The organism is Nitrospinota bacterium (assembly GCA_029881495.1).
In the GTDB taxonomy this organism is placed as follows: Bacteria; Nitrospinota_A; UBA7883; order JACRGQ01; family JACRGQ01; genus JAOUMJ01.
The window spans coordinates 96,779-122,283 of record JAOUMJ010000004.1; the positions used below are offsets into that span (position 1 = coordinate 96,779).

The window sequence follows — 25,505 nt, forward strand, 5'->3', positions numbered from 1 at the left end:
CCATCTATAAATATAAATCCAGAAAAAGAAGGGATTTGAGAGAGAGTGAAGCATAAAGACCCCAATAATGGTAAAATCTCTCTCCGTGGATAACAATATCGAGAAGAAGAAAACTACCGTATTTATCAACCCGGCTTCAGGCAATATGCGCGGGGAAAAGCTCCATGAAGCATTTGTCCGCGAACTGGAACAAGACCCGGCGTTGAAGGAGAGGATACTCTCCGTAATCAAGACAACTGAAGAGCAGGATGACGAAATTTTCCGGAAGACGGCTCTCGAATCGGACCATGTGATCATCTGCGGGGGCGACGGCACGGTTCACCGCGTAATGAACGGTTTGCTGAAACATTCGTACAGGAAATCAGTTTCCGTTTACCCTGTGGGAACCGCCAACGACCTTGCCAAAAACCTGAAGGTGGAGAAGATGGATTTTCCGTCATTCGTGAGGAAGGTCATCTCAAGCGGGTACAGCCTGAAGCTAGACATATTCTCGGTAAACAAAAAGGTGTTTTTCATGAATTACGCGGGCTTCGGATTCGACGCGTTTGTTGTCGATCTGAATGTAAAGGCAATCGCCTGGCTTAAAGGATTCCAGGCTGGCAAAGTATTGCTGGGGCTTCCTCTGTTCAAAAAGGCTCTTTTTGTACTGGTAGGATTGTTGGTGTTTGTCACCTACGAGAAGAGGCTTGTTCTGAATCCGCATGGGAAGAAATATATCAATCTTATTTTCAACAATCTGTCGACGTATGCCGGCGGTTCCATTTTCAGCGAGGACAGCTCTTTCTCGGACGGCAAGCCCGAAAGGGTGTTTCTTTCCAACAAGCTTGATTTTATCAAGCTGATCCTTAACAGGTTCCATATCGGAGTGATGGTTTACGATCTGGGTGCGGCGACGATTAAGACCCCGACGAAATTCTCCTTCAGGGAGCCGGACGCTCCCCGCGTACCGGTTCAGCTGGACGGGGAGGAGTATACGGAATTTTTTTCAGGCACGAATGAATTCGAGATTGCCTGGGAGGGTCGATGGGACGTCTACCGCTAGAAGGGGTTGTTTGACATGAACAGCAGGTTTGGCCTGTACGGGACGATCGTATTTTTTTTCGCGTTTGCGCTCTCTCTGGAGAGGGGGGTCTTCTATTCGAGATATGAGGAGGTCTTCGCGAGCGCGAGCTTTTCAGAGCTGGCGTACGCTTTTCTTCTCGGTTTGAGGTTTGACCTCTCCACAGCCGCCACGATGCTGAGCCCGTTCATTCTGGCGATTTTTTTCCCTGGAGTTTCTGGGCGCAAGAAATTGTTGAAAGCGTTGATCTATCTTCTCCTGCTTTGGCAAGTGTTCATGCTTGGTTACAATTACGGCGATATTCTCTACTTCTCTTTCACCCAACGGCACATAACATTCGAGTTTGGGAATCTCGGCGGTGATATCGGGGCGATATTCGCCATCGCCGTAAAGGGGTATGGTTCCGAGATAGCGGTTGTGCTCCTTGCCATTCTGGCTTACGCGATCATATTCCTCTTTTTGGCGATGTATTGCATTTCTGAAAGAAAGAAAACCGTGTCGATATACGGCCAGAGCGATATTCTCTCGTCGCCGGTTGCATATGTGATCCTGATAATCTTCAGCACAATACTGATAAGGGGCGGTTTTCAGATGAAACCTCTCGGGATAAAGAACGCGTTCCAAAACGAGAAGGTGGAGCTAGGCTTGTTAAGCCTCAACGGAGTCTATACTACGTTTAACACCGTCTACAACAGCTACAAGGGGAGGGATCCGCTGGACGCGATATCCGGCCTCAGCATACCAAAGGATGAAGCCGAGAGGTTTTTCCTTGGAATGCTCGACGCTGGGGAGACAGCCGACCCTGAATACCCTCTTTACAGGCGCTACAACTTCCGCCCTGAGGAGAGGAAGAAAAGCAACGTAGTTATCTTCGTCATGGAGAGCTGGTCCTCTAAATTTTCCCGCCTCCTGGGCGCACCGGACGGCGGATTGAATGTCGCGGATGCTCTTCCGAATTTCGACAAGCTCGCGCGAAACGGTTTCCTCTCTTACAACTGCTTTGCCAATGCGCAGAGATCTGTCGAAGGTTTGGCCGCGGTGATAGGGTCGCTTCCATCATGGAAAGGGATGATGCTGGGGAAAGGGGGGCTTCTTTACCAGACCAGGATGAGGCCATCAGGGGAGGTATTTTCGGACCTGGGGTACAATACGATGTTCATTCACGGAGCAGACCCTGGAAGCATGGGTTTCGACGGATTGGCAAAGAGGCTTGGATTCAAGTCGCACATATCCAAAAAGGATTTCGAGCTCACCTCCGAGAACTCCGATGGAGTATGGGGGGTATACGACGAATACGCATTTCTCCGGGCGAACGAGGAATTCAAAAAAATGGCCTCTCAGAACTCCCCGTTTTTCAGCGTCGTCTTTTCCCTTACATCGCATTCTCCGTACACTTTTCCTGAAGGGAGGATTGAAAAATTCGACGAGTCGACCCCCTTCGCGGAATTTCTCAATTCGCTGAAATATTCCGATTACGCATTGGGGCGTTTTTTCGAGGAAGCGGAGAAGGAGGAGTATTATAAAAATACCCTTTTTATCATCGTCGGGGATCACGCTGAGGGAGCCTCCACTTCCGGTTCTCTTTACGAATCGTACAGGGTTCCGCTACTCTTTTTCTGGCCCGGCGTCGTAGCGCCCGGTGAAATTTGGGATCCCGTGAGCCAGCTCGACATTATCCCGTCGATAATGCAGTTGCTCAAAATATCGGAGCCATATACTTCGTGGGGCAAATCGGTCTTTTCGTCCCCTGACAGGGAGATGCTTCTGCCACGAGGAAACCTTTTTGTTTTCGAGTCTGACGGAAAAATGCTTATCTCGGATCTGGAAAATCCGAAAGGATTGTACGATAACCTGTTCGACCCGACCGTAAACATCATTCGGGACGAGGAGGGAGCCCTCAGCAGGGACGCGGAGGATCTTTTTTACAGGATGAAGCGGTATCTGAGATTGAGCTACAACCTGATAGCCGACAACAGGGTCGCGCCTCCAAAGCGTCGAACTCCCTAGCGGCATAAAGGACAGAGGTTTTCTATCCTGCCGAATTATTGTAATATATTCTTCTATTTCTTATGGATGTGACAGCGGCAGAATAAAGGAGTTCAATCTTGATAAACGTTGTTTTTTTGATCGCAGACAGCTCGACTTTTATTCGCAAATCCATCCGCCGCGTGCTCGAATCGCAAATCGGCGCAAAGTCGGTACTGGAAGCGGTTGACGGCGAGGTTGCACTCGGCATATTGCGAAGTCAGGAGATCGATTTCATAATTTCCGGCTGGGAGATGGCGAAATTGACAGGCGATCAGCTCCTTACAGAGGTGAGGGCAAATCCGAAATGGGCCGATATCCCGTTTATTATGGCTACTTCCCATGACGATGAGAAATCGGTCATATCCTCGCTTAAAAGAGGGGTTTCCGATTACATAGTGAAACCTTTTTCCGCCAAAGATCTTGAAGTAAAGGTCAGGAGCTCGTGGAACGGCGCGAAGAAGAGGAAGCACGAAAGGTATTACTCCATACCGAATCACAAGGGGTTCATTACTGTTGATGGAACCGATATCCCGTGCAAGCTGGTCAACCTCAGCCAGAAGGGGGCGCTGGTAGAACTGGAGTATTCAAAAGCGCTTGGATTGGCTCAAACCTATGGACTCGATATCTCCGTAGAGGTGGAATCCCCGCCGAAAAAGTATGTTTTAAGCAAGTTGCTCGGCACTTCAACGAGGATGGAGCTCGTTGAGTATACCCAGACGAAATCAAGCACTTGCCATATGGGAATCTGGTTCGGAGAGCATGAGATGAATCCGGAAATGGAGAAAGAGCTGGAAAGCCTGTTGCAGTACCTGAAGAATTCCACGCCGCAGACCATCGGGAAGAACTGATCTGTTTGAGGCCTCTTGCTCCCGGCATGCCTCGATTCCAAGATGCTGTCTTGTCGACTCCCTTCAGGAGATGCGGGTTTCCAATGAACTCCTCCAATCCGGATTTTGTTCAGATCCGGCAGAGACAAATTGATAACAGGCATTATGCAAAATAAGGATGTCTTGGATTGTTAACTGTAAAATTTTTGATCGTTGACGACTCTGCCGTGGCCAGGAAGGCTATCAGGAGAGTGCTGGAGATGCAGCTGGGGGTGCAGAAGATTTTTGAAGCCGAGAACGGCGAGCATGCGATAGAAATCCTTCACAAGGAACAAGTCGAATTCATCATTTCCGACTGGGAGATGCCGGGGATGAACGGTGAGGAGTTTCTGTATGAGGTTCGAAACAGCCGGAAATGGAAAGACCTTCCATTCATCATGGCCACCATTCACGGTGACAGGGATCATGTAATAACCGCTATCCAGAACGGCGTATCCAATTATGTCGTAAAGCCGTTTTCCGCCAAGGAGCTTGAAGAAAAGATCAGGAGGACGTGGAGCAGTTCAAACCGCAGGGAATCCGAAAGATATTACTCGCTCCCAAAACACCAGGCGGTCATGATGGCTGACGACAGGAAATATACATGCACTATCCTTAATATCAGCAGAATGGGAATGCTGGTTCAGCTTAAATACGATCCTTCTCTTCAGCTCATGAAGACCTACGACATATCAATAATAGTCGAGTGGAGCCGCCCGACCGCCCGTTCCGTCACGGTAAGCCCTCTTGAAGGGATGTGCACTCGGCTTGAGCTGGATGATTCCTTCCACCCGAGCCCGGAAAACTGCTGTATGGGGCTCTGGTTCGGCGTGAACAGAATGGAGGGATCGGTGGAGAGAAGTCTCAACAAACTTCTCGACGCGCTAAGAGAGTCGTCGCCAGATATGATCCACGATAATACCAATATCAAGTGGGAGTATTGATGGAGAGGGAGCGCATGGGGAGTTTCGATGATTAAAATTGCCGCCGCTATCGGTCTTGTATTCGGCGTGATGACGGTGATATCGGGAGGCGCGGTAATTTTCGGAGGGAGCGGAGTAAAGGAGATGGCCGGAAACTATCTCCCTTTCGTGGTCTGGTTCAATTTCATTGCCGGGTTTGCCTATGTAGCCGCTGGAGCCGGTCTTTTTGTGGGGAGGGGATGGTCGGCGCCGCTTTCGCTTGCGATAGCAATAGTTACGGGAATAGTGTTTCTCGTTTTCCTCGCCTTCGTGGCGTTTGGCACCCCTTACGAGATGCGCACGGTCTTCGCCCTGATTTTCAGAGGGGGACTCTGGGGAGCAATCGCCTATCTCGCTTTCCGACATTTCAAAGGCGTGGCGGCTGCCGGGTGATCAGACAGGTTCAATGGTGAACGTAAGGGGGTAATCGAATCCCCTGGCGTAATTGTGCGCCTGTTCCACCTTGAATTCAGCCCTCTCCAGCGGCATTATCGCTACGAGTGCATATCCGCTCTTGTGGGCCTCGATCATTACTTCCCTGGCCTTTTCATGCTCAAGGGAGAAAAAGCGGACAATGACGGAGATGACGAAATCCATCGGCGTGATATCGTCGTTATGCAATATCACCTTATGTTGCGGGATAAGGATCACCTGGCTGTCGGTACCCTCCTGCGTTTCCCTTAAAGGGTCTTCTTTTTTCAAGGACTACTCCTTAGTGCGCAATATCCCTTCGTGCAGTTCATAAACACGGTCCATCTCTCTGGCAAGCCTCAGATTGTGCGTCACGATTACCGATGCGAGATTTCTCTCCTTCACCAGTTTCCTTAGCATTCCAAAAACATCCTCGGCTGTTTTTTCATCCAGATTACCCGTTGGCTCGTCGGCAAGCAATACGCTTGGATTATTTATCAGGGCGCGGACCATCGCGGTTCTCTGCTGTTCGCCACCCGATAGTTTTCCCGGCCTGTGATCCATCCTGTCGGCCAGCCCTATCGACGCGAAAAGTTCTTCGGCCCTGCCAATCGCTTCACTCTTTTCCATACCGGCTATCATCGCCGGTATCAAAACGTTTTCCAGGGCGGTGAATTCGGGCAGGAGGTGATGGAACTGAAATACGAAACCTATCTTGCGCCCCCTTACACCCGACCGGCTGGTGTCTTTTAATCTGTAAATGTCGTCACCGTCGATGGAGACCTCCCCCCCGCTCGGCTGTTCAAGCCCGCCGAGGATATGGAGAAGCGTCGATTTGCCGACTCCCGACGCGCCGACGATGCCGAGAAGCTCGCCGCTCCTGACGGTAAGGTCGAGGCCGCGCAGGACGTCGATCTTTTTCCGGTCCATGGTGAAGCTCCGGCGGAGTCCCTTCGCCTGAATAACTTCTTTCTCCTTCTCCATCCCTATAATCTACACTATCGGCAGTCCGATTTGTGTCCCTCCCGGTTTTGACTCCCCTTCCAGCATTTCCTTGAACTCCTTTTCCGAAATTATCCTTACGCCAAGCTCTTTGGCCCTATCGTATTTGGAGCCGGGCTCTTCGCCGGCGAGAAGGTAATCGGTCTTTTTGCTCACCGTCCCTGTTACGCGCCCACCGGCTCTAGTGATCAGCTCCTTTGCCTTGTCGCGCGAATAGTTTTCAAGCGTTCCGGTGAGCACGAAGTTCTTCCCTTCGAAGAGCTGGATATCGGGCGACTCATGCTGACTTTCCAGGGAGACGCCCCGCTCCCCAAGTTTTTGTATCAGGTCTCTGTTTTTCGCTTCGGCAAAAAAGGCGATTACCGAACCGGCTACCTCGTCCCCTATTTCGTAGATCTTCACCATCTCTTCACGTGTAGCTCTCATCAACTTTTCCATCGCAGTGAAATTCCGCGAGAGGAGGAGCGATGCGCGCGCGCCGACATGCTTTATGCCGAGCGCCATCAGTACCCTCTGCATTCCGCGCCCCTTCGCTTCCTCGATAGCCGCGCGGAGGTTCTCGGCGGACTTCCCACCCATCTTTTCGAGCTCGGCCACTTTCGTGAAATCGAGCGCGAATATGTCGGCGACGTCCTTCACCATTCCGTTTGATATGAATTGCTCTATAAGGGCCGGGCCGAGGCCGTCGATATCAAGCCCCCCTTTCGAGGCGAAGTGGATGATAGATTCGCGAATCTGATCTGGGCAGTTCCTGTTTGGGCAATACCACGCCGCTTCACCCGCTTCCCGTTTCGCCCTTAAGCCGCACGACGGGCAGGTTTGCGGCATATTGAATTCGGAGGAGCCGCTTTTCCTCTTTTCCTTTATCACCCGTATTACCTGCGGGATTATCTCTCCCGCCTTTTCGATTATTACCGTATCTCCGATACGGACATCCTTTTTTCGCAGTTCATCCTCGTTATGCAGTGTCGCCCGCGAAATGGTAGAGCCGGAGAGGAAAACAGGTTCCAACTCTGCAACCGGCGTGAGCCTCCCGGTACGGCCAACCTGTATTACGATATTTCTAATAACTGTCTCCGCTTCCTCCGCCTTGAATTTCCAGGCTATCGCCCAGCGGGGGAACTTGGATGTGCTCCCAAGCTCCCTTTGGGCAGAGAGGGAATTCACCTTTATCACAACGCCGTCGGTCTCGAAGTCGAGACCTTTTCTTCTCTCGTCCTGCATGGCGATATTTTCAAGGACCGATCCGATGTCCTGATGTTTCTCAAAAGGTTCATTTACTGTAAAACCTGTTTTTTTCAGGAACATCATAAGTTCGTATTGCGTTTTCACCCCTTCGGCTTCCAGAGATTTTTTATTTTTATCGAAAACAAAAAGTGAGTAAGCCAGGAAGTTGAGCTTCCTTTCAGCAGTGATATTCGCATCGAGGAGACGGACGGAACCTGCCGAAGCGTTCCTGGGATTTGCGAAAGGTTCATCGCCATCTTTTATTCTTTGTTGGTTGAGCGCGATGAAGTCGGAAGTCTTCATATATATCTCCCCCCTTATCTCCGCGTGGCCCCAGTTTTCGGGCCACTCTATTTTTTGCGGTATGGAGCCTATGGTCTTGATGTTTTCAGTTACATCTTCCCCTGTTTTTCCATCCCCCCTTGTCAGGCCTTTTATCAGCCCCCCATTTTCATAGATGAGATTGACTCCGAGGCCGTCTATTTTCAGTTCCGTTATGTATTCCGGTTTTTTTGATTCGAGGTTTTTCGATACCCTCTCGTCGAATTTTATAAGCTCATCCGGAGTGAACGCGTTGTCGAGGGAGAGCATAGGGGGATTGTGATGATAGGTTTTGAATTTTTCCGAAACGCCTCCACCCACTTTTCTGGTAGGTGAATCTTTCGGTACCGGCGCCCCCTCTTCCTCTTCCAGGCGGCGCAGTTCGCGCATGAGGGCGTCGTATTCGGAATCGGGAACAGTCGGGCTGTCTTTTAGATAATACTCTTCGTTGTATTTTTTAAGAAGCGTTCTCAGTTCTTGAATACGGTCCTTGCGGCTTTGAGGAGCCACTTATCCCGCAAGGCGGACGAACTTGATGAAAGGGAGGATTCTCTTGATATCTTCCTGTGAAAGCTCGTCACCTCTCCTGTATAGGTTCAGGATCTGCGCGTCAATCGCTTCGTAATGTCCGTTCCAGCAGTGGTAGGTAAGAAGAGGGGTGCCGGTGTTGTCGATTACCCTCGAAAACCAGATGGGCGCCTCACAATGCCTGCAGTGGCCGAATATCTTGGTATATTTTTTTGCCAATCTCGTCTGCGGGTCTATCCGTCCTGCCATTTTCCAAATGTCTCCCTAAATTTTTGGTTAGTATAACAGAAAGTGTTTATATAAATGAGCCTAAAAAATGGAGGCTGGAAATCCTGAAGATAAATTTTATCGGCGGTCGTGTACGCCCATTCGCTGAGCTGGCCTGCACCTTTGGCTACAAAGTGGGAGCGTTCGACCTCTTCAACGACTGGGATCTGGCGAAATTCATTATTGATGGGAGCGCCATCACCGGCAAAGAGACGAGAGAGCCGTCTTACAGTAAACCTTCCTGCTGGAATGATATTCGGCACGAATATAAGAAATTCGATATGGGGCCGATAATCTTCTGCGGGCCGATAGAGGCTACCCCTGAAGTGGCTGAAGAGGCAAGCCGGACGCGCGAAGTGTGGAACGCGCCGCCGGATGCGATGAGGAGATGCAGGGATATCCGGTTTTTACGGAGCATGGCGAGCGGCGGGATACTCTATCCATCGAATGATTTCGATGGGTCCGGGAGATGGATAAGAAAAGATCTTTACGGCGCCGGAGGAACGTCGGTCTCGGATTACAAAGGGGAAAAACTTCATGGAAGCGAATATACTCAGAGATATATTCAGGGGGGTTCGATCGGCGCTACCTATTTCACATCCGCGGGTGGGACATCCCTCCTCGGTGTTACGCGGCATTTGAACGGTTACGTGGCGTTTCGCCAGCCGGAGTTCTCCTTCGGCGGCATTCTTTATCCTGCCGTAATTGATGATGATGCCGATGTGATGCTTGAGGAGTTTGGAAAGCTGGCTGGTGACGCTTCGGGATTGCGCGGTTTCTGGGGAGCGGACTTCATTCTCGGGGTGGACAAAAGGATTTGGCTGTTGGAGATAAATCCCCGCCCGACCGCGTCTTTAGAGCTTATCGCGAAGGAGCATGGTATCGATATTGTTTCGCTTCAAGGTGAGTCTGTACGTGGCGGCAAGGATAAGCATGAAAGGCTGGTGCAGAAGCCGGGGAGGTTTTCCGGCACCGCAGTCTGCTATGCGGAGGACGATCTGATATTCGCTTCACCCGGAATTTGGTTCGAAAAAGGGGGGAGAGACCTGCCGTATCACGGTGAAGCCGTCAAAAAAGGGGAGCCGGTGCTTTCCCTGTACGCTGAATCGGGTTCAGCCGAGGGTGTAATGCAGAAAATGGAAAAGCTGGCCGCAGAATTTTATCGAAAAGAGGTGCAGTTCTGAACGATATTAGCGTAGTATATCGTCCATGAGCGATACAAAAATGATTATGCCGAAGGAACACGGGATGTGGGCCTGGATTCTTCTCCCCCTTATCGTCGGCATCGGAAGCGCCACAGGCCCAAAAGTTTTGGGGATGCCTCTGCTTATCTCGGTCATTTTATGGTTTCTCGCGTTCACACCGGCGAGAATGATATACAAAAACGCGAAAAAGGGGATACCGCAGTCTGACAATGTTATCAAGTGGTGCATCAGGTATTCGGCGCTGGGTCTTGCTTTTGTTTACGTTTCGCTGTCGTTGCAGATCCGCTCACTTCTTGTTTTTGCGCTCTTTGCTCCGCTTTTCTATTTTGGAGTGAGGGCTTCGTACGCGGGGTACCAGCGAAGTTTCATATTTGAGATTACGGGGATAGTTTTTCTTTCGCTACTCTCGTTCGGCGGAGCGCTCACGGTTTCCGGCACTCTGTCTCAAGCTGATGTCGCGGTTTGGGCGGTGTTGCTTCTGTTTCTACTCGACAGGAATCTTCAGGCGAGAAACGCCGTGAGGGGGGGGGATTGGTTCGAAGAGGAGCCGCCGAAGGCGAGCGAGCTGAGATTCGTATTCCGGATAAATATTTTCATAGCTCTTGCGTCGCTTCTGATAGCGTCGCTCCTGCTGGAATATTTCATGATGCCAAAAATCTATATGGCGGCTTTCCTGCCAGGTTTTCTTGCAACCGGTTATTTCTTCATGAGGCCGCCGACATCCGTGAAGAGCCTCGGGTGGATGGAAGTCGCGGTTGCTGTTTCCTACGCGATCATTTTTCTCTATCTAAAATCCACCTTATAACCTGGCGGTGTGCCGGATCTTTTTCTTCTCAACCGGCATTTGCCACGCTGATGAAATGGGGCGCTCTAATGTCCTATAATCACCTCTAATGTTTATAGAGGTTTCAGGCTGCAGGGTATATTTTGAAGAGGCTGGAAAGGGTGAACCCCTGCTCCTGTTGCACGGCTGGGGCGTTTCGAGCGAGACGCTAAAACCGCTCTTTTATCACCTTGCGAAGAGGAGGCATGTGCGCGTAATCGATTTTCCCGGGTTCGGACTTTCGAACGCTCCCCCATCCGGAGGTGGCGAGGTCTGGGGGACGAGTGAATACGCGGAGATGCTTCATTCCATTCTTGATTCGTGGGGATGGAAGGGGGCCGACGTATTGGCCCACTCTTTTGGATGCAGGGTGGTCATCCGCCTGATTGCGGGGAGGAAGGGATATTTCAAAAGACTTCTCCTCACCGGCGCCCCTGGGATCAGGCTGAAAGGGAGCGTCCCTCTTTACAAGAAAATCCTCTCCTTGGCCGGGAAGATGTTTGCCTCGTTTGGCCCCCCCGGAAGATGGGTAAGGGGGAGGATATATGCAAAGATCGGTTCTGCCGATTACATCGCCGCAGGCGAGATGCGCGACATACTTGTAAAGGTTGTAAACGAGGATCTCTCCCCGCTTCTGGCGGAAGTGGAGAACGAGACCCTGCTGGTCTGGGGAGAAGCCGACACCGCGACCCCGCTTGAGATAGGGAAGAAGATGGAAGCTCTGATGCCAAACGTCACGCTCAATGTCATACCGGGAGCCGGGCATTACTCCTTCACGGAAAAGCCGGAGACCTTTTTCTCCATTGCCGACAGATTTTTCGAGCGGGATAACCGATGACATATATTGATCTGGCGACAACCGCTGCATGGCTATTGATGTCCATAATGATAATGACCCGTTTCATCGCCATTCTGCAGAGTGAGCGTTATCACACCGATTCCTATCTGAAGTGGGTAATGGACGGCGGCGGGCTGAAGGTCTATTCGCCGGTGAAGTACGACAAGCCGCTCCACTTTGTATGTCTTGCGATAATGGCGAGCTACTATTTTTCACCGTACAAGGTTCACATAGAGCAGTTGATCCTGACAGCCGGGGCCGTTTACTGGACGCTCACTCACTTCAGGGGGGTGAAATCGGGGAAAAAACCGTTCGCATTGACAGCGAGGGTGAAAAGGCTTTTCGTGATAACCATCGCCCTTGAAGGGCTCCTCCTTTTCGTAGCGTACCTGTTCGGCATGAGGATGTTCATCGCCTTGATAGTGCTTTTCGCGTACATGCAGCCGTTCCTCATCGCGCTTGCGAACATTATCGCCAAACCGGTCGAGCAGTTCTTTCAGCAGGGTTTCAAGAGAGCGGCGATGAAAAAGATCGCGGGGAAAAGGGTGGTCGCCATCACCGGAAGCTACGGCAAGACCGGGACAAAGGAAGCGGTTGCGCATATGCTCGAAACGGCGTACCCGCTTTTGAAGACTCCGGGAAGCTACAACACTCCGATGGGGCTTTGTAAGGTAATAAACGACGAGATGAGCCCGCATCACGAAATCTTTGTTTCTGAAATGGGGGCAACGCGAAAAGGGGATATAAAAGAACTTTGCGAAATAGCCAGGCCGTCGATAGCGGTGATAACGAGCATCGGCGAGGCGCACATGGAAAGCTTCGGGTCGATAGAGAATGTTGCTTCGACCAAATTCGAGATAGCCGAGGCGTTGCCGGATGACGGCGTGCTGGCATACAACAGCGATTACAAACTGGCGAGGGAGAGAGCCGGTGCGATTCCGCAAAGAACAGTCACCTTCGGTTTCGAGAACGGCGCGGAATACAGGCCGTATAACATCCGCTGTGACTCCAGGGGCTCGACTTTCGACTTGCAGACCCCCGGCGGAGTTGTCGAGGGTATTGGCATAAAACTTCTTGGGCGGTTGAACGTGATAAACGTTGTCGCCGGGTTTGTCGTCGGAGAACTGATGGGGGTCGGCAGGGATAAGCTGAAGAACGCGGCGGCGACGCTTCCACAAATGGAGGCGAGGCTCCAGCTGCTTTCCACGGGGTCGTACCTGGTAATAAACGACGGTTTTAATTCAAATCTTCTCGGCGCGAAAGCGGCCACGGAAACGCTCTCCTATTTCGAAGGTTACAGGAGGATACTGGTGACCCCCGGGATAGTTGATCTCGGACATAAACATGAAGTGATAAATTTCGATTTTGGAAAATCGGCCGCCAGAAACTGCGACCAGGCTATCTTGATAAACGAGAGGCGCACGAAACCGCTGAAAAACGGTCTGCTGGCAGGAGGGATGAAACCGGATGATATCAAGGTCTTCCCGTCACTGGCGGAAGCGAGGGAGTTTATCGACGAAACCGTGGGAGAGGGGAGCGTGGTTCTTTTTGAAAATGACCTCCCGGACCATATGGAAGTATTTTAGGCGTATTAAGCGTTTGAAAGAAGGGCGAGAGCGTCCTTTGCTTCTTTCATATCCGGGCTGAATTGAAGAGCTTTTTCGAACTCTTCCTTTGCCTTTTTTTCGTTCTTCAGGGAATGATATGCTTTCCCGAGATTGTAATGCACATTTGAATCTTCAGGGTCGATGCTTAACGCCTTCAGATAGAATTCAACGGAAAGCTTCGGCTCATCCATGAGGCGGTAGCATATTCCGGTAAGGTTGTATGCCCTTATGTCCGAGGGATTTATTGTCGAGGAATTTTTAAGCATCTCTATAGCCTCCGAGAACATTCTTTGGTGCAGGTACGCTTCTCCAGCGATGAACGGTATGCGGGGGTCGTCCGGCTCCATGGCAAGAGCCTTGCCAAGCGAAAATTTGGCCTTCCCGAGATCGCCATCCTCAAGGTAATGGAGGAAGAGGTCGAGCCAGTCTTTCGCGCTTTCGGGAGTTATTTTCATGGCCTTTTTCATCACTTCCCTTGCTTCCGCTTCCATCCCGAGTTTTTTATAAACGCTGATAAGATTGAAGTAGGCGAGCACAAGGGTAGGGTCTACTTTGATCGCTTCATTGAATTCGTTTTTGGCTGTCTCCTGATTTTCCGGGCTGTCTTCTATCGCCAGGAGCGATTTACCGATACCCCAGTGCGATTTTGCCTTTATTCTGTTTGAGTCGGAAGGTTTATGCTTGCTTATCGCCTTTTTGAAAAATTCGATCGCCTTAACGTAATTCTTTTCACGCAACAAAGCTTCGCCGTATTTGACGTTCGCCTCGGATGAATTGGGGTTTGAATTTACCAGTTTTTTAAGCTCCTCAACCTCTTCCTTGTGCATACCGGTTTTCTGGTAGCAGGTTTTAAGGAGCAGGTGCGCCCTCTGGTCGGTGAAATCTATAAAAACGGCGGAGCGGAGGATCGGGATGGCAGATTTGAAATCCCCTTCTTCGACCATATATTCGGCGATGGTTATATACGGCGACTTGCTCCACGGGGCGAGTTTTTTTATGTTTTCAAGTTCGCCTATCGCGCTTAAATTTAATTTTGTGCGGAACTCCGCGATATCGTCTGTTTGACCTTTCTCCCAAAACTGCTGAAGCGCAGCGTCGCGGTTCCTTTGAAGCCTTCTCACATAGTGATCGACAACCTTTGTAAGGCATGACTGAAAATCCGCATTTGAAAAAGGCATTTTAAGAAACTCGATGCCGAGTTTTTTCAAGGTGCTTCTTTCGGTTTTTTCTATTTCTTCCGCCTCCAGAATGATGGCGATGGCAGGAGGTAATTTCTTTTTCATCAATACGGTCGCGGTCTTGATGCCCCCCATCCCTTTCTTCGTAAACTGGGATACAAGGATCAGTTCGAAATATTGGTTTTTTGCCGCGTCGTCATCGACTTTTCTCAGCGCAGTTTCGCCGATATCTGCTTCAACCACATTGATCGTATGATTTGATTCATGGGTTCTGTATGGCAGGGTCTCAAGGGCGCTTCGGACGTGCGAGATCTCAAAAGCCTTTTCACTGACAATGAGCACTCTCAAGGGAGCCAACTCCTCGCATGTGAAGAAGTGAAGGAAATTTCGTTGCAGGGAGCCTGTAAATTCTCAAATGGCGGTATATGCGAAGTCGTATTAATTGACATTTTCCAGTTGAGCGATAGCTTCTTTGGCTTCGCGCAGGTCAGGGTTCAGATTCAGCGCCGTCTGGAAGGAATCCGTCGCTTTTCTCACATCCTTTAAAGCGGTGAATGCCTTTCCAAGATTGTAGTGCACGTTGAAATCCTTGGGATCTATTTGAAGCGCCTTTTGATAGTAATCCACCGAGCGTTTAGGCTCGTTGAGGTGCCTGTAGCAGATGCCGAGAGAGTTGTACGACCTGATCTCGGAAGGATATATCTCTATGGATTTTTCGAAATTTTCCGCCGCGTCCTTGAACATCCTTTGTCGCAGGAATGCTTCTCCGGCAAGGTAAAGCGTAAGAGGATTTTCCTCTTCCATGGAAAGCGATTTGTTAAGCGCGAATTTGGCTTTTGTCGTATCGCCGTCTTCGAGGTAGAAGAAAAAGAGGTCGAGCCAGTCCTTGGCGGTATTGGGAGTGATCTTTACCGCGCTCCTCATCACCTCTTCGGCTTCCTTTTGCATGCCGAGTTTCTTGTAGACGCTTATGAGGTTGAAATAGGCGAGCACAAGCGTCGGGTCTACGTTGATTGCGGCGTTTAATTCCTCTTTTGCCTGCTCCTGGAGATTTTTGTCGTCTCCCATTCCCATAAGCGATTTTCCAACGCCGTAATGTGATTTAGCCTTTATCCTGTTTGAGTCGGTAGGTTTGTGATTGGCGATCGCCTTTTTGAAGAACTCGGCCGCTTTCGTGTAGTTGCCTTCCTGAAGGAGCGTTTCCCCGACGCGCGCATTTATTTCGGCCGATTTCGGGTTCTGCGCGAGGAGTTTTTTCAGTTCCCCCAATTCTTCCTTTGCCATGCCGATCTTCCGGTAGCAGGTCTTCAGGAGTTTGTGGGGCATCTGGTCGTTGAAATCAATCCGTATGGCTGTTCGTAGAAGAGTAATAGGGGTTTTAAAATCCCCTTCCTCTATCAGATACCGGCTGATAAGAAGATACGGCTTTTTGTTCCAGGGGGCGATTATCTTTATTTTTCCCAGTTCGTTGATGGAGCTTTTATTTATTTTGTGCCGGAATTCCGTGATGTTCACGGTCGCCCCCTGCGATTCTATACGCTTGAGCGCGTTCTCGCGGTTTCTCTCGACATTGGAAGCGACAGAGCCGACGACGTTCGACAGCGACTGTTCAAAATCCTCGAGGTTGTAGGGCATTTTCAAAAAGCCGTGAATTCCCGCCTTTGTCCCTGCGGACATCATATCCTTGTCTATGAATTCAGTTACAAGGAGGATCGGCGGAACCGGAAGATTTTTTTTGGCGGCCAGGTTTTGCGCGGTCTGGAGACCGGAAAATATTTTCATTTTCTGGGAGATTATCAGAAGGTCGTAAACAGCCCCCTTTTTGGCGTCCGTTTCAAGCTTTTCCATGGCGGCCTTGCCGGAATTCGCCTCATAGAAATCAATGCGTATATCCGACTCGTATATCTTGTATGGAGATTTTTCAAAATAGCCGCGCAACTGCTGTATTTCAAAACTTTTCTCGCTAACTATCAGAATTCTCATATTTCTCCCAGCTCCATGCTAAAAATCCTCTCCTGACTCCTCTATTATTTATAAAAAGAATATGGAAAACAGGAAGGTACCGGAACAGAATAACTAGACAGGCATCTGTTTGTAAAGTGTAAAGAAGAGAAACATATTTGCGGGTGCTGGGTCGACTCTTGGATGTCTTGTGAAGCGATGTCTGTTTTATTTGAATCGTGACAGCATTGCGGATACCACATGCCTGATGGAGCCCCTGTTTTCAGCATCGATAACCGCAAAGTAGTATGCCGTGAAAAAAAGAGTTGTATGAAGAAGCAGTTTTACGGGGAACAGAAAAGAGGGGCTGGAAATGAAATATACCGGTACAAATATCAATCCGGCGATAGCTGTTTTCAGCAAACCTGAAAAAATCGAAAACAGCCCGGCATCCAGGTTTCTCCCGGCTAAGTAAACAAGGAGGAGAAGACCGACCGCCTGGCAAGCAAGTGTAGCGTAAACCACACCGATCATCCCAACCGCCTCTACCATAATGAAGTCGAGCGCGATATTTGCCGTGGCGATGCCAACCGCAAGTTTAGCGGTTATTTCAGGTTTGTCGACAGCCTGCATAACGAGGCGGGGGACGGTAGAGACTGCGCCCAAAAGCCATGCAACGCTCAGCCATTGAAGTATGGGAGCGGCAGGCGCGAAGTCTTCACCGACCCAGAGGCGGAGCATATCCTCCGCGTAGACAAAAAAGAAAACAGCAACGGGGATCAGTAGGGCCAGTGAATGCATGGTTCCCGATACGAATATGTTTTTTATTTCATTGTTTCGTTTTTCGCCGTAAAGACCGGAGAGGGTAGGGAGGAGGACAGCTCCAAGCACCCCCGATACTTCCATAATCTTTATGGCAATGACATTCGCGACAGAATAGAGCGCGACGGAAGCGGGAGTGAGCATGATGCCGAGAACGTATACGTCGCACTGGTTGATCGTCTGTCCGGCGGCCTGTGCGGTGAATGAGTAGGACTTGAACCGCATGGTATCTTTCATGGTTTTTCTGTCGAAAAGTTTCAGGCTCACCCTGATCTCCGGGAAATATTTCAGGAAAAGCATCATCGAGTGCGCCCTCCAGACAATCCCGCCGACCGTAATGACCGCAACAGCGGCTTCCGCGCTGTTCCACCTTTTCAGCGTGATGATAAGCGCGCCGAGGATAATCGTCTGGTAAAAGATCCGGAGCATGTTGTAGATATCAAATCGGTTTTGCGCGACGAAACCCTTGTTGTATACGTTCAGCGGGTAGAGGATTATCAATCCGGCGGCGATGATGAAAAATATGTTTTTAAGGCTCTCCATCAATGCATGCGGGAAGGTGAAAAGGAGGTCTATCCCGTACCATGCGAAAATCAGGGTGAGGAGAGAAAAAAGAAATCCGAAGAAGATGCTGGTGGCAAAAAGCGTGGAGGCCACCCTGCTCTTCTCTTCGCTGTTTTGCGCTTCGGATATCTTTTTAACTATCGTGTCGCCGATACCTATGTCGATGTAGACGAAATACCCAGATACTCCCCCTACGAGGGCCAATAGCCCGAATGCGTCTGTTCCTATCAGGTCAATTACGGTGCGCGTGCCGACGAGCACGAGAATGAACTGCCAAAGCGCGCCGAAAGTATTCGTGGCGACATTTTTTCCGAATATCCTTGCGGTTGACGAATTGTTCATCGGGATACTTTAGAAGCTACCGGTTTGCTCTGCAAGCGGGTAGTTTTTGCTCCGGCTGTTTGCCGGCGCGAAGGGGTGTGGCTAATTCGTCAGTTTGACGTATCTCTTCTTGCCGAGCTTTATAACGTACTCTCCAGGAGAGATGGAAAATGTTTCGTCCGAAATCTTCTCGCCGTCGACCGCCAGTCCCCCCTGCTTGATTAGGCGTCTTGCCTCGGAAGAGCTTTTCACCGCTCCGGTCTTGGCCAGGATTATGGAGAGCGGCTCTTTCTCCCCCTCCCATTGGTGAGTGAAGGTTTCCATATCGTCGGGCACCTTCTTTTCGCGGAACTGTGAATCGAAATCGGCTCCTGCGCTCTCCGCGGTTATGCTGTCGTAAAAACGCTCAACTATTCTCTTTGCCAGCTCCATCTTCGCTTCTCGCGGGTGGAGGTCTCCCCCTGAGAGTTTTTCCTTTATGGCTTTAAACTCTTCGGGAGTGAGTCCGCCAACGAGCTCGTAGTACCGCACCATAAGTTCGTCCGATATCGACATTATCTTGCCGACGATGTCACCCGGCTTTTCGTCTACACCGATGTAGTTGCCGAGCGATTTGCTCATTTTGTTTACTCCGTCGGTTCCTTCCAGAAGCGGCATTGTTATTACCGCCTGCGGGGACTGCCCCTCGGCCTTCTGAAGTTCGCGCCCCACGAGGAGGTTGAACTTCTGATCGGTTCCTCCAATCTCGACGTCCGCCTTAAGCGCGACCGAATCGTAACCTTGTATCAGGGGGTACAGGAATTCATGGATCGCTATCGGTCTTTGCTCCGTATACCGCTTGTGGAAGTCGTCCCTTTCGAGCATTCTCGCGACTGTATGCCTGGAAGCGAGTTTTATCATATCGGCGGCGCTGAATTTGTCGAACCACTCGGAGTTGAAAACAACTTTCGTAAGAGCGGGGTCGAGAATCTTGAATACCTGCGATTGGTAGGTCTTGGCGTTTTCAAGAATCTGTTCACGCGACAGGGGGGGGCGGGTTTCGGACTTGCCCGATGGGTCCCCGATAGCGGCGGTGAAATCGCCGATAAGGAAAACCACGTTATGCCCCTGCTCCTGGAACTGGCGCATCTTGTGGATCAGTACCGTGTGTCCCAGGTGGATGTCCGGCGCGGTCGGATCGAATCCTGCCTTGACGGTAAGGGGCCTGTTTAGTTTCAGCTTCCCCTTCAGTTCTTCCTCTCCGATCACCTCAACCGTTCCGAGGGAGAATATCTCCAGCTGTCTCCTGATATCAATGCTTACCATATTTTGTCCGAAAGGTTACCATACCTGTAATGGAAAACGTAAGTAGTCTTATCGGGAGTGCCGGAAATTCATGAATTCCGGATTCAGCGTCTGCCTTGTTTATCCAAACCGCCGGGAGGTTGCGGAATCAAACCTCGGCTTCCAGAAGATATTCGGCGAGCTTGCGAAAATCCCCGGAACGGTTTGCGACCGTGCATATCTCCCTTCAGCCGGAGACGATCCAGGAGGGGGAATTACATCGCTGTTGTTCTCAAAACCTTTAAAGGAGTTTGATCTGATCGCCTTTTCCGTCACGTTTGAAATGGATTCCTTGAACATTCTTAAAATATTGGATACCTCCGGAATCCCGCTGAGAAGCGACGAGAGAGGGGACGCGATCCCCGTCATATGCGCGGGGGGGGTTGCGGTTACGCTGAATCCCGAACCGTTATCAGATTTTTTCGATTTTTTTGTCATAGGAGAAGGTGAGGCAGAAAGCGGCAACAGTGGCGAGAGCGCCGTTATGCGGATAGTCTCATCCCTTTCGTCGAGCCGAGGGGGCGACAGGAGGGAGAGGCTCTCCATTCTCTCGGAGATCGACGGGATCTACGTCCCCTCGCTTTACTCGGTCGAATATGATGACAACGGCAGGATTACCTCCAGAAAGGCTCTCTCAGGCGCTCCAGAAACGATTGTGAGGCTCATCAACCTTGATTACTCAAAAAGCGGCATGGCCCAACTAGATGGATTCACGAGCTCCATTTTTGGCGGGAGCTTTCTGGTGGAAACCGGGAAGGGGTGTTCGCAGGGGTGCAGATTTTGCGCCGCCGGGTTCATTTACCGCCCTGTCCGGCATGTGTCGCTGGAGGCACTTCTTGAAAAAGCCGGAGAAGGGATCAGGGGGGAGAGTCGCATCGGGCTGATCGGTTCCGCCATATGCGAGCATCCCGACATAGATAAAGTCTACGACCGGATACTCTCCGAGGGGGGAAAGATAACCGTATCTTCACTCCGCATAGGCCTTGCGGGGAGAGGGACTTTTGAGCGATTGAAAAAGGGTGGGGCAAAGAGCGTGACGATGGCGCCGGAAACCGGGAGCGAGTCGCTCAGGCGGAGGATCAACAAACCGGTGACCGACAAGGAGATAATCGATGCGGTTGGAATGGCGGCGGAAGCGGGGATACTGAATGTGAAGTTATATTTCCTTTTTGGACTGCCGGGTGAGACGGAGGAGGATGTTGCGGCGATAGCCTCGCTTGCAAGGAGAGTGAGGGACCGATTTGTGGAGATGTCCAAGCCCCACGGTCGCGCCGGGAAAATTTCGATCAGCGTAAATCCGTTCGTTCCAAAACCTTTCACCCCTTTTCAGTGGGAACCTTTTTTCGACGCATCGGCGCTGAAGAAGAGGTCAAAGCTTATCCGGTCCGAGTTCGGGAGAGAGAGCAATATCGATATTTCTGTGGAGAGTACGCGCACAGCCGCGGCGCAGGCCTTTCTTTCATTAGGAGACAGGCTCACGGGACGTTTGCTGATGGAGATATATGGAGGTAAAAGCTGGAGCGAGATACTGAAGATGAAAGAGGCAAAGAACATTTATGCGCGGCGGAAGGATATCGGGGAAATTCTGCCGTGGGATTTTATCGACAGTGGAGTAGAAAGAGATTATCTTGTGAAGGAGTACCGCAAATCCGAAAAGGGGGAAACCACTTCTCCATGCCTTCCAGCCTTAAGCGGCTGCGTGAGATGCGGAGAGTTCAAGGGGGTATGTTCATGATAAAGACCAAACTGCACCGCAACGAATACGACGGCGTCGCCTGGTATACGTTTAAGGAGATTGCCGAACTCCATTTCCTGAAACACTGGATCACCTCCAGGCAAGGCGGGGTAAGCGACGGCGGATACAAGGGGTTGAACCTGGGTGATCATGTCGGCGACGCCGATTCAAACGTATCGAAGAACCTGAAGACAGTAAGCTCTCTCTTTTGCGAAGGGAGAAAAATATATCTTCCGAATCAGGTGCATTCGAACAGGGTCGCGGAGATATCGTCCCCCGGCGGGAAGAGCCGTAAAGATTGCGATGCCGTGGTGGTCGAAAGCCGAGAGACCCCGATAGGGGTGCTGACCGCAGATTGCCTCCCTGTATTAATTGTCGATCCGCACAGGAAGGTTGCCGGAGTCGTTCACGCCGGGAGGATGGGTGTGTTCATGGATATTGCCGGTGAGACGGTGCGGAAGTTGGAGACTTTATTTGGCGCGAAGGCGCGGGAGATGATCGTCGCCATCGGGCCCGGCATCAGGGAGTGCTGTTATGAGGTCGGGGAAGATGTTTTTTCAGGCTATGAGAACTATGCAAGGTACAGGAACAGCGCGGGCAGGCTCGACATGGTGACGGCGGTGGCCGATTCCCTCTCAGCAAGGGGAATATTGAACGACAATATCTTCGACTGCGACATATGCACGTCGTGTAAAAATGACGAGTTTTTTTCCCACAGGAAACAGGGGCTCTCCGGCGAAAAGGCCGGGAGGTTTATGACCGGCCTGGAGATATTTTAAAACGGGGTTGCCGCTCTACTTCCCTAGCAGATAATCGAGCACATCCGCGGCGGTATATGTATCTTTCCCCGGTTTCAGTAGCTTCTTGATCTCGTTTACCTCGTCACCGGCAGTTACAAGCCCTTTTTCCACGTAACCGTTGCTCTGTAGTTGTGCCAATCCGATATTTGAGACAAGCGCGTTGCAGAGGCATTTCCTGTTAACCGTATCCTCTACCTTGCCCCCTTTTTTCAGATACTGATCCACCGGCTCTGCTGGACATCTATACCCCAGTGTGCCGTCCTCTTTTCTGTAGATATGCCTCAGGTACCCAAGGTCGCAAATCCTGTTTCGTGCCAGATACGTCTCCTCTTCCGAGACCGTATTTTCAAGCCTTACAACCTTGAACGGGAACCCGGTTGGGGAAGCAACTGGATCGGTAAAGACGGTAGCCCTGTCCTTGATGACTTTTTCTATAACCGCCTTTTTGTACTCCGGTGAAAAGCCGGACTCCACGCAGAAGGCGAACAGTGTGCCAACCTGGACGCCGGTCGCGCCGAGTTTTTTTGCATCTTCTATTTTTTCCGGTTTTCCGTAGGAACCGGCGAGCCAGAACGGATAGCCGAGCTCCTTTATTTTCTCAATATCCACTTCATCCTTTTCGCCGTATACCGGTTCACCAAGGTCGTCCAGTTGCATCAACCCCCTTGGCGGCGCGTTATGCCCCCCCGCGGATGGACCTTCTATGATGAATCCGTCCACCTTGCCGGTTGCTTTCCTTGAAAGAGTGAGGGCGAGTATTGCAGATGCGATGATCGCGAGGAATTTCGGTCGTTTCAGTCCCGGGAGCGTTTTCCCCAGTATTTCGACCGGGTTGAAAACCTCTTTGAAATCGTCTTCGCTTGTAGCTCCGGTAACATTTATTTTGTATGAGACCTCTTCATGTTTAGCGAGTTTGTCGAGAACTCCGGGGATTTCCCTCGGTATTCCTGCCCCCATCAGTATGTAGTCGACCCCGGCAAGCATTGCGCCGTAAATGGCAGAGAGATTCGGCATCTGTATCTTTTCCAGATAATTGATACCAACCGGATTGTTGTGCCCCTCCTTAGCGAGGAATACCTCCACGAAATTGCTGACGATATTCAGTTCAAGAAGCGCTTTTCCCGGATTGATGGTGAACATGCTTGAAGTTTTGAAAGGCTCTTTTTCAGGTTTTCCGCCTTCAATAAAATATTTGTTTATGATCCTCTCTGCGATTTCCGGAACCGGAAAATGAGAAAGAGCGCGCCTTATATGCCCTTCCTTGTCTCCAAGCTGTAACAGCCGAAGTAAAGATACATCCAAGGCAGTGCCGGAAACTACTCCAAGCTGTCCATAGCTTGAGACGCTTTTTGCAAGCATCCAACTGGAGACTCCGGCACCCATTCCCCCCTGAATTACCAAAGGGAAACTCATTTCTTGTTTTCCTGTCTAATTTTCAAGTTTTTCATAGAACCCATTCCTGTAATTAATTTTCAATATCATTTAGGCAACAGGTTCCCCTAAAATGCCCAAAATGGCAATTATCACCAATTCAGGTACTAAATGCCTCACTTTTTGCAGACGGTAGTATACAGTGGCTAGGCAGTCTGGGCAAATGTTTAGAGATTGCGCGTAATGATAGGGAGTTTTCCCACCATTAGGTAGGATAATAACAATATGTTCAGATGTTTGCCGATATTCCGGGTTACAGCTGTTGCGGTGTTCTGATACTTTCATATAATTTAGTTATAAAGGGATAATTTGTTAAAGTCAGTATTACTATGAAATGTCCAAAATGCAGGTACGTAACTTTTGAGCATTTGACGAGATGCGGCAAATGCGGCGAAGACCTTTCTGCGCACAAGTCTGAGCATGGTATAGATTTTCCATCGTACAGAACTTATTCGGTTGTCTCTTCGGCCAACAGAAGCAGGCATCCGATCAAAGCCGGTATCGCGGCAATGAATAATTTATCCGGCATTTCCATGCCTGGCGCTGAAAAGGGGGAGGGAGAAATTTCAACACTTGGCGGGGCCGGGTTTGAGGAGGTATCCGCGTCCGGCCTGGAGACAACCAGTGAAGAGCCTTTTCTCGGCTTAGAATCTGAAACTCCGGCAATCGGGGAAGAGCTTGGATTGGACAATGTAGAGATAGATAACACTTTATCCGGCGATAGCCTTGAAACGGATATGGAACTGGATGCTTCCGACGGGGATTCCATTGATCTTGGACAATATGACGAGGTCTCAGAGGAAGAGCAGGGGCGTGAGAGCGAAGTGGCGCAGGGGGAAACCATCCATGACGGCGGGATAGATTTCTCGCTCGACTCGGTTGATGAGATATCAGAAGAAGAGCAAGGGCGTGAGAGCGAAATGGCGCATGATGAAACCATCCATGACGGTGGAATAGATTTCTCGCTCGACTCGGTTGATGAGATATCAGAAGAAGAGCAGGGGCGTGAGAGCGAAATGGCGCATGATGAAACCATCCATGACGGTGGAATAGATTTCACCCTTGATTTGGCTGGGGAGGAAGGGGAGCCCACTGGGACAGAAGCCGTTCCATCTGAAGAGGTCCATTCCAAAGATGACACGGAAGATGATATTGAAACTCAAATAGATAAGAGCGGAGAAGCGCCAGGCTTTAATAAGGGGGAACCGGAGGTTCTTCAAGAGATGGATGATGAAGAGGGTGAAGCAGCACGCGAGAGAGTGGCAGAAGCCGAACCGATTTTAGCTGCCGCAGAGGCAGGTGCAACAGTGGATGATTTATTGGAGACGGACGGATTCATACTCAGCGACAGCGCGATTTTGCCTGTGACAAATTCTGGCGACTATGCAGGTCAGGTTATTGAGCTTGAATTCGACGCAGGGGAGTTGGAGATAATTTCATCCGGAGGTGCGCCGGCCAAAGCTTCCAAGGCAAACGCCGGAAATAAAAAGGATGCAAGAGTTTCTGAAAGAACGGACACACTTGATATTGACTCCATAGATATTGCAGGTATTGAAGACGGGGATGAGGATACGACTGAAATTCTTGATAATCTGAACATTGATATCGAAGATGAAGATTGATTCAATGGCTTCTGAAGGGCCTTCAGCTTTTAACGGGAAGGTGGTAGAAGAAAAACCGTATTCTATAAACTTGGCATATGCGGGATTTCTGAGCAGGTTCATAGCCTTTGCCGTTGATTTAATGATCATCGCGATATTTTTAAATATTGTTATCCCGGTTGCAGGGCTTTTTGTCACCAATATCCATGGAGACGGTGCATTGGGTGGGGGATACATTCTTATTTCGATGCTATTTTCCAATGCTGTTTTTGTGGCATATTTTACGTGGTTCCATACAGAAACCGGCATGACACCGGGAAAGCGCCTTCTCGGCATACGGGTTGTTGGCCAGTTCAGCGCTGAAGTCGGTATTTCACGGGCGCTTTTCCGTTCGCTCGGCTACTATCTCTCATTTTTCCCGTTTTTTGCCGGATTTTTATGGGTTTTTATAAGTCCGACCGCCGAAAGCTGGCATGACAAACTTGCCGGAACCGCCGTTGTGGAGAGTGATTGAGCTCTACTGGAAGGGGCTGGCAAGGCCCCCTATCAGGATGAACAGGCTGATTGGTTTGCGGGGGGCCGTTGTTTTGCCTGGCAAGAAGGATTTTTCTGTAAACTTGTACCGCGGTACAAATTGCGTTATC

Annotated in this window: 22 protein-coding genes; 13 read left to right on the forward strand and 9 right to left on the reverse strand. The window is 50.3% G+C overall.

All coding sequences use genetic code 11. The features are described from left to right. Positions 1 to 67 precede the first annotated feature (67 nt). From OEY64_02845 to OEY64_02865, 5 genes are all read left to right on the forward strand, one after another. Entirely contained in the window at positions 68 to 1,042 is a 975-nt protein-coding gene (locus OEY64_02845) for a diacylglycerol kinase family protein (GenBank protein ID MDH5541882.1), read from the forward strand. Positions 1,043 to 1,057: 15 nt separating this feature from the next. Then, entirely contained in the window at positions 1,058 to 3,067 is a 2,010-nt protein-coding gene (locus OEY64_02850) for an LTA synthase family protein (GenBank protein MDH5541883.1), read from the forward strand. A 98-nt stretch (positions 3,068 to 3,165) separates the two neighbouring features. Continuing rightward, positions 3,166 to 3,936 (forward strand): response regulator, encoded by a 771-nt coding sequence (locus tag OEY64_02855; protein ID MDH5541884.1) that lies wholly within the window; start codon positions 3,166 to 3,168, stop codon positions 3,934 to 3,936. 167 nt (positions 3,937 to 4,103) lie between these two features. Next, entirely contained in the window at positions 4,104 to 4,898 is a 795-nt protein-coding gene (locus OEY64_02860; protein ID MDH5541885.1) for a response regulator, read from the forward strand. A gap of 27 nt (positions 4,899 to 4,925) precedes the next feature. After that, positions 4,926 to 5,309 (forward strand): hypothetical protein, encoded by a 384-nt coding sequence (locus OEY64_02865; GenBank protein ID MDH5541886.1) that lies wholly within the window; start codon positions 4,926 to 4,928, stop codon positions 5,307 to 5,309. Here the strand turns inward: OEY64_02865 and OEY64_02870 are convergent, their stop codons facing one another. Genes OEY64_02870 through OEY64_02885 form a run of 4 tightly spaced genes read right to left on the reverse strand, consistent with a single transcriptional unit; the run spans position 5,310 to position 8,654 of the window. Continuing rightward, positions 5,310 to 5,618, reverse strand: coding sequence for an ATP-dependent Clp protease adaptor ClpS (locus OEY64_02870; GenBank protein ID MDH5541887.1), 309 nt, complete (start codon positions 5,616 to 5,618; stop codon positions 5,310 to 5,312). 3 nt (positions 5,619 to 5,621) lie between these two features. Then, entirely contained in the window at positions 5,622 to 6,311 is a 690-nt protein-coding gene (locus tag OEY64_02875; protein ID MDH5541888.1) for an ABC transporter ATP-binding protein, read from the reverse strand. Between the two features lie 9 nt (positions 6,312 to 6,320). After that, the gene (ligA, locus tag OEY64_02880; GenBank protein ID MDH5541889.1) at positions 6,321 to 8,387 is read right to left on the reverse strand and encodes an NAD-dependent DNA ligase LigA; all 2,067 of its coding nucleotides are present in this window, start codon (positions 8,385 to 8,387) and stop codon (positions 6,321 to 6,323) included. Next, positions 8,388 to 8,654: a hypothetical protein gene (locus OEY64_02885; GenBank protein MDH5541890.1), complete on the reverse strand. Its 267-nt coding sequence runs from the start codon at positions 8,652 to 8,654 to the stop codon at positions 8,388 to 8,390. A 23-nt stretch (positions 8,655 to 8,677) separates the two neighbouring features. Between OEY64_02885 and OEY64_02890 the strand changes: the two genes are divergently transcribed. The 4 genes from OEY64_02890 (at position 8,678) to OEY64_02905 (ending at position 13,124) form a co-directional block, all read left to right on the forward strand. Next, positions 8,678 to 9,856 (forward strand): ATP-grasp domain-containing protein, encoded by a 1,179-nt coding sequence (locus tag OEY64_02890; GenBank protein ID MDH5541891.1) that lies wholly within the window; start codon positions 8,678 to 8,680, stop codon positions 9,854 to 9,856. 25 nt (positions 9,857 to 9,881) lie between these two features. Beyond that, positions 9,882 to 10,682 carry a YwiC-like family protein gene (locus OEY64_02895; protein MDH5541892.1) on the forward strand — a complete coding sequence of 267 codons (801 nt, stop codon included), beginning with the start codon at positions 9,882 to 9,884 and terminating at the stop codon, positions 10,680 to 10,682. A gap of 88 nt (positions 10,683 to 10,770) precedes the next feature. After that, positions 10,771 to 11,538: an alpha/beta hydrolase gene (locus OEY64_02900; protein ID MDH5541893.1), complete on the forward strand. Its 768-nt coding sequence runs from the start codon at positions 10,771 to 10,773 to the stop codon at positions 11,536 to 11,538. Then, on the forward strand, positions 11,535 to 13,124 hold the full coding sequence (locus tag OEY64_02905; GenBank protein MDH5541894.1) for a UDP-N-acetylmuramoyl-tripeptide--D-alanyl-D-alanine ligase: 1,590 nt from the start codon (positions 11,535 to 11,537) through the stop codon (positions 13,122 to 13,124). Before OEY64_02900 ends, OEY64_02905 begins: the two co-directional genes overlap by 4 nt. A gap of 5 nt (positions 13,125 to 13,129) precedes the next feature. Here the strand turns inward: OEY64_02905 and OEY64_02910 are convergent, their stop codons facing one another. From OEY64_02910 to tyrS, 4 genes are all read right to left on the reverse strand, one after another. Then, a complete protein-coding gene (locus OEY64_02910) occupies positions 13,130 to 14,665 on the reverse strand; it encodes a tetratricopeptide repeat protein (protein ID MDH5541895.1) in 1,536 nt (511 codons plus the stop codon). Between the two features lie 96 nt (positions 14,666 to 14,761). Then, positions 14,762 to 16,306, reverse strand: coding sequence for a tetratricopeptide repeat protein (locus OEY64_02915; protein ID MDH5541896.1), 1,545 nt, complete (start codon positions 16,304 to 16,306; stop codon positions 14,762 to 14,764). A gap of 186 nt (positions 16,307 to 16,492) precedes the next feature. Then, the gene (locus OEY64_02920) at positions 16,493 to 17,992 is read right to left on the reverse strand and encodes an oligosaccharide flippase family protein (GenBank protein MDH5541897.1); all 1,500 of its coding nucleotides are present in this window, start codon (positions 17,990 to 17,992) and stop codon (positions 16,493 to 16,495) included. Between the two features lie 81 nt (positions 17,993 to 18,073). Continuing rightward, positions 18,074 to 19,276 (reverse strand): tyrosine--tRNA ligase, encoded by a 1,203-nt coding sequence (tyrS, locus tag OEY64_02925; GenBank protein ID MDH5541898.1) that lies wholly within the window; start codon positions 19,274 to 19,276, stop codon positions 18,074 to 18,076. 70 nt (positions 19,277 to 19,346) lie between these two features. Here tyrS and OEY64_02930 point away from each other — a divergent pair, with 70 nt between their 5' ends. Beyond that, complete coding sequence (locus OEY64_02930; protein MDH5541899.1) at positions 19,347 to 21,029, forward strand: B12-binding domain-containing radical SAM protein; 1,683 nt, start codon at positions 19,347 to 19,349, stop codon at positions 21,027 to 21,029. Then, positions 21,026 to 21,808, forward strand: coding sequence for a peptidoglycan editing factor PgeF (gene pgeF / locus OEY64_02935; GenBank protein MDH5541900.1), 783 nt, complete (start codon positions 21,026 to 21,028; stop codon positions 21,806 to 21,808). The genes OEY64_02930 and pgeF overlap by 4 nt, the downstream gene beginning before the upstream one ends. A 15-nt stretch (positions 21,809 to 21,823) precedes the next feature. Here the strand turns inward: pgeF and OEY64_02940 are convergent, their stop codons facing one another. Continuing rightward, positions 21,824 to 23,242: a nitronate monooxygenase gene (locus tag OEY64_02940; protein MDH5541901.1), complete on the reverse strand. Its 1,419-nt coding sequence runs from the start codon at positions 23,240 to 23,242 to the stop codon at positions 21,824 to 21,826. 347 nt (positions 23,243 to 23,589) lie between these two features. On the opposite strand from OEY64_02940, the gene OEY64_02945 reads away from it, so the two are divergent. Both OEY64_02945 and OEY64_02950 read left to right on the forward strand, forming a co-directional pair. Next, complete coding sequence (locus OEY64_02945) at positions 23,590 to 24,882, forward strand: hypothetical protein (GenBank protein ID MDH5541902.1); 1,293 nt, start codon at positions 23,590 to 23,592, stop codon at positions 24,880 to 24,882. Next, on the forward strand, positions 24,872 to 25,375 hold the full coding sequence (locus OEY64_02950; protein MDH5541903.1) for an RDD family protein: 504 nt from the start codon (positions 24,872 to 24,874) through the stop codon (positions 25,373 to 25,375). Before OEY64_02945 ends, OEY64_02950 begins: the two co-directional genes overlap by 11 nt. Positions 25,376 to 25,505: the final 130 nt, after the last annotated feature.

Excerpts from the sequence above, each read along its gene's own strand:
- OEY64_02845 (MDH5541882.1), top strand. The coding sequence starts at position 68 with ATGGTAAAATCTCTCTCCGTGGATAACAATATCGAGAAGAAGAAAACT.
- OEY64_02850 (MDH5541883.1), top strand. The coding sequence starts at position 1,058 with ATGAACAGCAGGTTTGGCCTGTACGGGACGATCGTATTTTTTTTCGCG.
- OEY64_02865 (MDH5541886.1), top strand. The coding sequence starts at position 4,926 with ATGATTAAAATTGCCGCCGCTATCGGTCTTGTATTCGGCGTGATGACG.
- OEY64_02875 (MDH5541888.1), bottom strand. The coding sequence starts at position 6,311 with ATGGAGAAGGAGAAAGAAGTTATTCAGGCGAAGGGACTCCGCCGGAGC.
- OEY64_02885 (MDH5541890.1), bottom strand. The coding sequence starts at position 8,654 with ATGGCAGGACGGATAGACCCGCAGACGAGATTGGCAAAAAAATATACC.
- OEY64_02895 (MDH5541892.1), top strand. The coding sequence starts at position 9,882 with ATGAGCGATACAAAAATGATTATGCCGAAGGAACACGGGATGTGGGCC.
- OEY64_02900 (MDH5541893.1), top strand. The coding sequence starts at position 10,771 with ATGTTTATAGAGGTTTCAGGCTGCAGGGTATATTTTGAAGAGGCTGGA.
- OEY64_02905 (MDH5541894.1), top strand. The coding sequence starts at position 11,535 with ATGACATATATTGATCTGGCGACAACCGCTGCATGGCTATTGATGTCC.
- OEY64_02915 (MDH5541896.1), bottom strand. The coding sequence starts at position 16,306 with ATGAGAATTCTGATAGTTAGCGAGAAAAGTTTTGAAATACAGCAGTTG.
- OEY64_02920 (MDH5541897.1), bottom strand. The coding sequence starts at position 17,992 with ATGAACAATTCGTCAACCGCAAGGATATTCGGAAAAAATGTCGCCACG.
- tyrS (MDH5541898.1), bottom strand. The coding sequence starts at position 19,276 with ATGGTAAGCATTGATATCAGGAGACAGCTGGAGATATTCTCCCTCGGA.
- OEY64_02930 (MDH5541899.1), top strand. The coding sequence starts at position 19,347 with ATGAATTCCGGATTCAGCGTCTGCCTTGTTTATCCAAACCGCCGGGAG.
- pgeF (MDH5541900.1), top strand. The coding sequence starts at position 21,026 with ATGATAAAGACCAAACTGCACCGCAACGAATACGACGGCGTCGCCTGG.
- OEY64_02940 (MDH5541901.1), bottom strand. The coding sequence starts at position 23,242 with ATGAGTTTCCCTTTGGTAATTCAGGGGGGAATGGGTGCCGGAGTCTCC.
- OEY64_02945 (MDH5541902.1), top strand. The coding sequence starts at position 23,590 with ATGAAATGTCCAAAATGCAGGTACGTAACTTTTGAGCATTTGACGAGA.
- OEY64_02950 (MDH5541903.1), top strand. The coding sequence starts at position 24,872 with ATGAAGATTGATTCAATGGCTTCTGAAGGGCCTTCAGCTTTTAACGGG.